Below are 9322 nucleotides of genomic sequence, written 5' to 3'. Positions count from 1 at the left end.
GTGTTGGGCCCGGGGGGCCCGCCCCCGGTTGTTGGGACCGCGGCCCGGGGCGTTCCCCCCCCCGGCCCTGGGGGCCCCGCTTTCTACGGGGGCCCCCCGGGGTTTTTCCCCCCCGGGGCCCCCCCGAACCCTAGGGACGGGCCATGTAAGCGGTTCTCGACACCTGCCCGGTGCCGGGAGTCGACCCGTTCCCCGCCGCACAAGCGGCCCCTTCCCCACGGCCTCAAGCAGCTCTGGGAGCGGCAACAGAAGCCCGGCATCGCGTTGGCGTAGCCTGCCAGCGCCCCAACGCGATAGATCGGCCCACTCCCGCGCGGAGGCTTCACCTGGCAGGGGGGAATGGCCGACCCCAAGCCGTCCAGCACCCATGGCGCCGCTAACCCGTCGTGCTCCGACCATGTGCTCGCCCACCCGAGCAAGTCCATGAAGGAGCACACCCGGCTATGCCCCACCTGACCACCGGTCGCGCGTTGGAGACCGCAGACCGCACCGCCACCGTGACCGACCCTCACAGCGACAAACCGGTACTCGTGATCGGCAACTCCTACCGGGCGTTCGAGGTGATCCCCGGACACCTCGATGATGCTGCCCGCCAAGCCTTCACACACGGCCAGTGCCACGCGTTCGCACGCGCGCTCAGCGCCGCCACCGGATGGCCCGCTGTCGCCCTGCTCACCGAAGACTGCCACGGCAATGACAGCATGTGCCTGGGCGGCCGAGGCGCGCACTGCCCCTGCCGTATCGGCCACCTTGTTTGCCTCCGGCCTGACGGAGCGCACGTAGACATCAACGGCGCTCACCAGCCGCTCCAAGTGCCCTCCTGCGCAAACGCACTCTCACTCCCGATGACCGCCGAACTGTGGAGCGCCATAGACACGTCGCCTGCATGGCGTGAGCCCAACATGCCTGTTGCAGTCTCGATGGTGGCGCCACTGCTCACGTCCCTCATCGGGGACGTGCCCCACCGTTGCGAAGTCCGTGCCTAGCCTTACGTCGCACACCCACCTCACGTGGCCCCCGCGCCCCACGGCGTCGGGGGCTGTGTACTGCGGCTCGCCCTCATGCGGCCATGAAACCGTTTGCGTGGCTAGCCGGTTGACGCTGCATGCTGCGCCTACCGGCTAACGGCGAAGCACAGAGTCTCGTCGCTCTCGCCGACGTCGCGCACAAACCCACCCGCATCGAGTCGAAAGGTGCAGCGCTCCATGATCACAATCACGGCTGTTGATCCCCCCGGTTGTGGGTGCACGGAGTGCCTGACCGGCCAGTATGCGCCCCTCGATCAGGCCACGGCCCAGGACATCGCTGCCCTGCTCAGCGGGCAGGTAAGCAACCACACGAGCGTTGACCTGCGCGTCACCGTCACATACACCCTCGCCGCCGACCGGGCGATCGGCGCATCGAATCCCGAAGCAGTATGTGTGGAGTACGCAGGCACTGTCTGGGTCCTTGAGCCCTCTGACATAGTCCGGGACCACGGTAGAGAGGGCTTCACCAGCCCGTCTTAGCTCACCCTCCAGCGCTATGCGGCTGAGCACGCAGTGTGCCCCCGGCGCTCGCCCGCGCGCAGTTGGACCTCGCCCTCGCCCTCGAAGCCAATGCGGAGGCCGAACTCCTCCGTACACGCCTCCTGCAGCCTCATCTTCCGCTCGACGTCCAGAAGGAGACCATCAGCCGCCGTTGGCCATGTTCGAGGAACCCGCCCGTTCACCCCGCGCGACGGAGATACTGGCTCTGTCTGCACGGTTCGGCCGCGCTTGGCCGTTCGACCCTGGAGCGATGATGACGACGCGCGCCCCCGCGCCCAGCCCCTGTGACACCTGTCCCTACCGAAAGGATGTTCCGTCCGGGGTGTGGGCGGCAGACGAATACCTCAAGATGCCTGCCTACGACGGCCCGACCGAGACACAGGATCGCCGACTGTGGCGCTGCCACCAGCATGACCGGCAGGCCAGCAACGCCCGAGTCTGCGCGGGCTGGGTAGCCACGCATGACACCAAGAACCTGCTGGCCCTGCGCGTGGCCGTGGTCACAAAAGAGATCTCGCCAGAGACGTTCCAGGCCATCCTGAACTACGCGACCAAGGTGCCCGTATTCGCGTCCGGCGCGGAGGCCGCCGCTCACGGCCTGCGTGACGAGGAGGCTCCAGGCCGAGACGCCCGGCAGGCGATCTCAAAGCTCCGGCGCACGCGCAACGACCTCACCTGAGCGGACCTGCTCCGCGCCGCGCGGAGCATCAAGCACTCCCGGGCCGTGGGCGGGGCGCCCGAAAAGGCAATCTCGCCTCCGTGGCCCACGCCATGACGAACATGGTCCGTCAGCGGGCGTCCAGCTCTTCGGCCCGCTTCGTAAGCCCCGCCGCGACGTCGTCCCAATCCGGATCATGCATCCACAGGTTGCCCGCGGCTTCCCATAGAAGGTCTGGCTCGTCCGGCCTCTGGAGCAGCACACGCCGATACGCGAGACTGCGAATCCACACCGGGAGCTGACCGTCGACCACGTGTGGGCAGAGCTCTCGCAGCATCGACAGGATCGCGTCCGCATCAGCGAACGTCAGCTGCTCGACGAAGTAGTGCTCACGATGCTCCTGACCGCACGCTGCTGTCGGACGGTACTCATCTCCGAAAAGACACTGGGCGTGCTCGCTCAGCGTGCTGTGCATGCGCTGAAGCCTACGACGTCATGACCCGTCGGACGGAATCTACAGGGCTTGGAACGCGTGGCCCGGGCACCGTGCAAACTGCAGCCTGACCGCATTGGCCCCTCGTTTCCCGAGCTCGGGCTTGCCGGGCGCCGGGTCGGAACGTGCCCACCGACCGTGAGCGGGCAACGACCACACCCCCCCTGCCTACCTCGAACCGTTCCGCTCGCCGTCCCCTCGACTGGCCCAGGCACGACCAAGCAAGGGCCGGCCGCAGGCGGGCGGTCTTGCGGTGCTTGCCTCGACTCCCGTCAAGGTGAGTTCGCCGGGCCGGGAAGCGGCGGCGACTTTCGCACTCCTCGCTGTCCGCAGCTCTCGCCGTCGGTCTGGGCGGGGCGCGCACCGCTGAGCTCCGTCGGGTGCTCGGCCTGGGCCCGGTCCTCGGGCCCTGCCCCGGTGCCGGTGCGCAATGTCGGCGCGACCGGTTGAACTCAACTGCCATGAAAGGACGTTGCTACATGCCTGGCTCTTCTTCGCCGCCAGCGCCCACAGGGAGCAGTCTGCATCAGGCCCTGTCCACTGCGGGGATCGTGTCTCGATTTGACCCGACTGTCTGCGCGTGGCGCATCACGTTGCCCGAGGGCCGAACCCTCACCGTATCCCCCTACCCAGGGGCCCTCGGTGAACCTGCACCACTCGGAGCCTGGGAGGCGGCTCCGCGCCCCGCGGACCTTGCCGGGCTACGAGGATGGCGTGTTGTTCTCGACCCCGAGAGCGACGCGGACGATCCGGTCATCATCCACGCCGCGCGCGGCAACGACGACGCCGTACAGGTTGCCGCCGCCGTACGAGCCATTCAGCCCCTCGCTGCCCCGACAGCCTCACAGGATGCCGCCTGCCTGATCGTCCGAACCGTGAACTACACCGGTAACGATCTCGGCCCGCAAGCACTCACCCTCCGCGCGCACACCGGCGACTGCACCACAACGACGCACGCAATGCTCGACTACAGCACAGGCGGCGAGACATATGGATTCGACGACGCTTTTCCCGCGTTGCACCAGCACCTCACCCGTGCGATGACCGACCTGCGCGCAGCCAGGAACACGCCGGAGACGTGGATCACCATTACCTACGGTTGGCACCCGTACCCGGTAGCCGAAGAGGGCGGCAGCGCCTGGACGCTCACCGCCCGTCGCGCGCAGCGTCTGGACCAGGCCACCGCCCACGATCGCCGCCCTGGTCTGACCCACATCCCCCTCGCCCACGATCCGACAGCTGCCGCAGCCCGGTTCGCCGCGGGCGACCGTCGCGGTCATCCCGCCCCGAATCAGCTACCCGTCGCAGGACAGTCCCGCATCCCGACCCTGCCTTACAGCCTCGACCCGGCCCTTCCCGAGGCACTGCTTTCCCCGGATAACCGGGCCACCCTGAGTGCCACTGGACTGTTCCTAGTCGGGCCCGGCGACGAGTCCGCACTGGACCGAACGGCCAACTAACCTCCTGACCCACAGGCACTCTGCCGCCGCACCTCGATGCCATGGCGCGGTTCCCTCCTGTAGTCCACCACCTTCAGCTGACCGCCCCGGCTCCCCTCACCATCCAGCCCCGCGCCCCGGACACCTGTCCCAGCGCGGGGCGCCACGCTTTGGACACGGCGCTGCACGTCACGGACCAGCCGGCCGCCCACCGTGACATCCGGGCATTCTGGTGACCCTGTGAGCACACGGGTCTGAGGTCGGAGCCGCGGCGCTGGACGCTTCACGCCCTGGACGACGACCGCCCGAACCGCACCGCGATGCTGGCGCAGATGCCCCCACCTGCTGGGGTGAGAGGCGATAGCCGCCATCCTGCGCGCCGAGGGTTACACGGTCGTCACGCGCCGGAATAACACCGATGCGTACGGCGTCCGCTCGACCCGCGCCCGCGTCGTGTGCCTCACCCGCCGCCAAGGCGCGGGCAAGGCGGCGCTGCCTGCTGCGACGCACCGCCGCCCGCACCAGCACCCAGGCGGCCCCCGGCCCCGACCCGCACAGACCCAGGCCTGCCGCCCCGCCCGGCCTGTGCCCCCTCCGCGCCGCATGCCGTCTCGCCTCACCTGCAACTCCGCCGTATCGGGGCCGTACTGCGGAACTTGGTACAGGCCGAGTCAGGGTGCGGTGGCCGGGCCAGGACCACCCGCCAGCTCCCGGGCTCCCCGCGGGATGTCCCAGCACCACGCCGCCGCCGAACCGCACCCCCGTGGGCGCTGAAGCGCGACCGCGCGTTCCTGTCGGCCGCACATCCCTGTTCTCCGCCCTACGTCGAAGAGGCCCGCATGGACTGCGACATCCACACCCACACTCCAATGGACCTGGACGGCGGGCCAGCGATGTTGCCCGGCTTGCTCTGCTCTCTGTCATGGTGCGGTGCGGCCGCCGGGACGGTGACTATCACCTCGCTTGCCGCCCCGGCCAGCGAACCCCGATTGCCCCGGCCAACTGCCAGCACACCGCGCGTTCGAAGGAGAACCCCCGTATGTCCATAGCCACCCCAGCCCCTACGACCACAGACCGCCAGACCACACACTCCAAGGCCAAGACACCGCGCAGGGAGCCCCGTTACCCAGACATCCCCGCCGAGGCGGGCAACGCCAACGTTCGGGCACTCCTGGGCCGCGGCATCCACCCTGCCAGTGGGCAGCCCCTCGCCGAGGTACCCGGTGCAGACTGCGGCACCTGCCAGCTCGCCTACCGCATTCAGTTGCCCAGCAGTGACGGCACAGTCGCCAGCGAACGCCTGAAGTGCTCCAAGGCGCCGATCAGCCGCCGAGGCCGCCAGGGCATCGACCTACGCCCCGCTACTCCCGCCTGCACTCTCCACCGCCCCGGACAGGAACAGCTGACCACCCGCGCCTAAAAGAACCTGCCCTACTCGCCCGGCGGTTGTTCCCGTCACTGCCCCAGTGACGGGGACGCCGCATACGACAGCACCGGCCGCCGGTTGCGGCGCTAACCCTTCGCTCACGCACGGTGAGTCCACACCAATACCTCCAAAGAACGGAGTCCCGGCGTGTCCACCGAGCTCGCGACCGTCCGTCTGAACAGCCCAGCCACCTTCGCGGAAGCCCTGCCCTACCTACTCGGCTACCGCCCTCAGAACTCTCTCGTCATCGCCGTCATTCACGAAGGCCGACTCTCCTTCGCTGCCCGACTGGATCTCCCAGCGAGTGAGTCGGACTGGTTCGACTTCGCCACAGACAGCACGAGCGAGATCACGACCGCGCTCGCCAGCAAGAATCTCCCCGCCCCCGATGAGGTCGTCCTCTACCTCATCGATGACCCCGCCTCCGGACAGACCGGCCAGGCCGTCGCCGTCCGGCTCGCGCCCCTCGCAAGGCTGTGTGGCGCCGCCTTCACCCACCACCGCATCCCCACCCAGCTCGCCCTGTGCGTGAGTGCCAACCAGTGGTGGGACCTGTCCCACGAGCCAGTTCCGGGACCGGGCACAGCCCTGCCCGGCAACACCCCCGGACCCACGACTGTCGCGTTTACCGTCGCAGGCCAACTGCCCGCCCCCAGCGAAACCGACCTCACCGCCACACTCGCCCCCCTCACCGGCGACGCCGCCGACGCGCTGGGCCCCGCACTCCTCGCCGCCACCCCCGCCTTGGGCCACGATGCTGACCCCTCGGACACCCACGCGCGACTGGAGCATGCCGCCACCGCCTTCGCAGACCCGTCCACCACGTCCCTGCCCCCAGCCGACACCGCCGCCCTCCTATACGCCCTGATTGACCGGCTGACCCGGGACTGGGCCATGAGCCTGCCTGAGACCCACACCAACCCCGCTGCCCGACGCCTGTTCACTTACCTGGCCACTGCCGCCGTCGACTCCTACGAGGTACTCGCCTGCGCCCCATTGACGCTCCTGGCCGTCAGCGCCTGGTACGACGGAGACCAGGCGCTCGCCCGAGTCGCCCTTCGCCGGGCGTGCCACCTCGACCCCTCATCCCGTCTACCCGCAATGCTCCGGGCCGCATTCAACATGCCGATCTCCACGGACGGGCTCAAGAGTGTGGCCCGAGCCGGACGTAACGACTGACCGTCCCGCCGGTCACTGGCCCCACGCCCCAACTCCAGCCGCCCGGCCCGTCCCCGTAGCTTCTGGGGACGGGCCGCCAGCGCGCCAGCGGCCCCGGGCCACGCAGCCGGGCACCTTGGCCTGGATGAGTCCTTGCACGGCCCTCGACCGCCTACCGCCGCCGGCCCACCGTCCCGCGCCACCCCCCGCTTGCCTTCCCGGCCTCGTGGAGCGAGCGGGTCGTCGGCATGGACACCCCGCCCGCACGGCCCAACCCGGGCCGCGTCCGGCGCACTGGTTGCGCCGCTTGCCGGTCGTCGCCGCACGGTGAGCCCACCGGACGCGGGCCGCACCTGCCCGCCCAATGCAACGCACGGACGATGGAGTTGGAACATGGATGACTTGATGTGGCCCGACGAGAGTGCCGGAGTCGAGCTGCTGGACCCGAGCCAGATCAAGACGGGCCAGCGTCTTGCCCGCCAGGTCACCCGCAGCGACGGGTCCATCGGCACCGAGTTCACCCCGGTCTGGGGCATCAGCGTGGGAGGCACCCACGAGACCTCCGTTGGCATCGGATACGGCTTCCGGACAAGCGACGGCGAGTGGCACCGTGCTGCGTCGAACTCCTTCATGTGGGCGCACCCTCAGATCCGCCCCGAGGACCTCCCGCCCCACGAAGGCACGTGGATCACCCACCAGAGGTTCGGTGCACACGACGACAAGCCGGGCGTACTCGGCGACCGCTACTTCTACGAGCGCACCCGCGCCATTGACACCTTCACAGCCTCCGACGGCCGGGTCTACCGGCTCCTGTCCGGCCGAAGTACCCGACACGACAACCATGAGAACCCGCACGGGCGTTGGAGGGGGTTCTGGGTCTACCGATGGGACCACGGAGTGAAATGGCTCGGCCCCAGTCGTGAGAGCGTTGACTCGGCGAATGAGCAGTTCGAGCTCATTCGCCAAGGACGAGCCTGGTAACCGTGCCCCTGCCGACCCACCACGACGGTCCGATTGCAACTGGCCGGGCCTGATCCCTTCGTCGACAGCAGCCGCGCCCCCGGACCGCCTCTTGCCCCGCTTGCTCCCGCTTGGGGCAGGATCGGTTGGGCCGGAAGGTGCTCCCACACACCCCGCTGGTCGTGTGGTCGAGTCCCCGGCCGCCGGGCCACCCCCGACTCACCCCTCCTCCGGGAAAGGGGTGGCCCGGCACCCCCCCGCACGCGCCACCCGTCCCGTCCTCGCCCGATGGGGGAGCGGGCCACTCCGGCCCCGCAGTACGGGGCGGGCCCCTGTCACCCGCGTCCCGGTTCAGGCGGAGACCCACGGGAGCGGGCTGTCCCTCGACTTGGACGAGGCAACCGTCGGCCTGGCCCGCGGGTTGCCGCCGTAGCCCAGCAGCACACCCGCGACAGCCCCCCGGGCGGGACGCCCGGGGACTCTCACCCGGCCCCCGCCCCGTCCCGCCTGGTGTTCAGTCCCACGCCCCGCCCCACCCCGGCCCCGCCGGGGGCCCGGCCTGGGTGTCCCGCCCCCGCCCCCGCCCGCGCCCCCGCCCCGTCCCGTCCGGTGTCCCGCCCCGGCCCTGGCCGGGGCCCTGGGCCGGGGGCCCGCCGCCCGGGCCTCGTCTTCTGGCCCTCACACAGAAACCCCGAAACCCCGCCCCGCCTGCCCGCCTGCCTGCCTGCCTGCCTGCCTGTAACGCTCATCCGACGTAAGGGAAACGACACGATGACCACGGCTGCCCGCACCTACCGCGCCGACGCTGTCGCCGCCGGCACCAGCCTCTACCCCCACCCCCGACCCGTCCTCAACACCCCCACACTCGCCGAAGCCATCCGCGTACAACTACACACCTGGGTAGTCTCCGAGCTGAGCATGACCGTCCCCGGCCCCCACACCCTCACCGACGCCCCCGCCGACCGTGTCGCCCGCCTCCTCACCCAGGCCACCACCTACTACGAGCACTTCGGCACCGACGCGTGCAGCGACGCCGAAGCGTGGGGAGCCGCCCACCTCTTCCACGCTTACGCCGACAGCCTCCACGCCGCCCACGCCGCCCACGGCGACGCCCGCCTCCTGGGCTGCCTCTACTCCCTCATCGCCGCCCGCGCCCACCTCAAAGACGGCCACGAGCAGCGCATCGACCTGAACCCTTTCGGCTGCCAGCGGCCCACCCTCGACGAGATCGCGCTGATCGAGACCATCCGCATGCAGCTCACCACCTGGGTGCCCAAGAGGCTCGGCACCGTCGTTCACCTGCCCCCGCGATGGCAGCAGCGCACCCCCGCCGACGCGTCCGACCTGCTCGCCAACGTGATCCAGGCGGCCGAGGCCGCGTACGGCGACGCGGACGACGACGACAGCGTGCGCGGCATGGCACACCTGGCGAACGCCTACGCCCACAGCCTCAAAGCCGCCTACGGCCACGGCGACGCCCACCTGTTCGCCGCCCTGAACTCCCTCATCCTGACCGCCGCCTGCCTCACCTGACACCCCCGCCAGCACCACCGCCGCAGGGGACCCCTTCGGCACCGGCCCCGTGCCCCGCATCGCGGGCCACGGGGCCGCCCACCCGGGCCGCCCACCCGGGCCGCCCACAGAACGGAAGAGCGGCGG

The 9322-nt window shown here is 70.1% G+C and carries 8 protein-coding genes; 7 read left to right on the top strand and 1 reads right to left on the bottom strand.

Annotated features, from left to right (window positions below):
- Nucleotides 1-443: 443 nt before the first annotated feature.
- From ABT160_RS45505 to ABT160_RS45495, 3 genes are all read left to right on the top strand, one after another.
- On the top strand, nucleotides 444-986 hold the full coding sequence (locus tag ABT160_RS45505) for a hypothetical protein (RefSeq protein WP_351655918.1): 543 nt from the start codon (nucleotides 444-446) through the stop codon (nucleotides 984-986).
- A 219-nt stretch (nucleotides 987-1205) separates the two neighbouring features.
- The gene (locus tag ABT160_RS45500) at nucleotides 1206-1508 is read left to right on the top strand and encodes a hypothetical protein (RefSeq protein WP_351655916.1); all 303 of its coding nucleotides are present in this window, start codon (nucleotides 1206-1208) and stop codon (nucleotides 1506-1508) included.
- A 178-nt stretch (nucleotides 1509-1686) separates the two neighbouring features.
- Nucleotides 1687-2208 carry a DUF6283 family protein gene (locus ABT160_RS45495; protein ID WP_351655921.1) on the top strand — a complete coding sequence of 174 codons (522 nt, stop codon included), beginning with the start codon at nucleotides 1687-1689 and terminating at the stop codon, nucleotides 2206-2208.
- Nucleotides 2209-2317: 109 nt separating this feature from the next.
- On the opposite strand, the gene ABT160_RS45490 is transcribed toward ABT160_RS45495, so the two are convergent.
- On the bottom strand, nucleotides 2318-2662 hold the full coding sequence (locus ABT160_RS45490; protein WP_351655914.1) for a hypothetical protein: 345 nt from the start codon (nucleotides 2660-2662) through the stop codon (nucleotides 2318-2320).
- Between the two features lie 893 nt (nucleotides 2663-3555).
- Here ABT160_RS45490 and ABT160_RS45485 point away from each other — a divergent pair.
- From ABT160_RS45485 to ABT160_RS45470, 4 genes are all read left to right on the top strand, one after another.
- The gene (locus ABT160_RS45485) at nucleotides 3556-4140 is read left to right on the top strand and encodes a hypothetical protein (protein WP_351655911.1); all 585 of its coding nucleotides are present in this window, start codon (nucleotides 3556-3558) and stop codon (nucleotides 4138-4140) included.
- A gap of 1552 nt (nucleotides 4141-5692) precedes the next feature.
- Nucleotides 5693-6724: a DUF4192 domain-containing protein gene (locus ABT160_RS45480; protein ID WP_351655909.1), complete on the top strand. Its 1032-nt coding sequence runs from the start codon at nucleotides 5693-5695 to the stop codon at nucleotides 6722-6724.
- A gap of 372 nt (nucleotides 6725-7096) precedes the next feature.
- On the top strand, nucleotides 7097-7684 hold the full coding sequence (locus ABT160_RS45475) for a hypothetical protein (protein ID WP_351655906.1): 588 nt from the start codon (nucleotides 7097-7099) through the stop codon (nucleotides 7682-7684).
- A 750-nt stretch (nucleotides 7685-8434) separates the two neighbouring features.
- A complete protein-coding gene (locus tag ABT160_RS45470) occupies nucleotides 8435-9196 on the top strand; it encodes a hypothetical protein (protein ID WP_351655905.1) in 762 nt (253 codons plus the stop codon).
- Nucleotides 9197-9322: the final 126 nt, after the last annotated feature.

Source organism: Streptomyces sp. NPDC001941 (assembly GCF_040296945.1).
Taxonomy (GTDB): domain Bacteria; phylum Actinomycetota; class Actinomycetes; order Streptomycetales; family Streptomycetaceae; genus Streptomyces.
The sequence above is the reverse complement of the archived record's forward strand: the minus strand, read 5'-3'. Positions and strand labels throughout refer to the sequence as shown.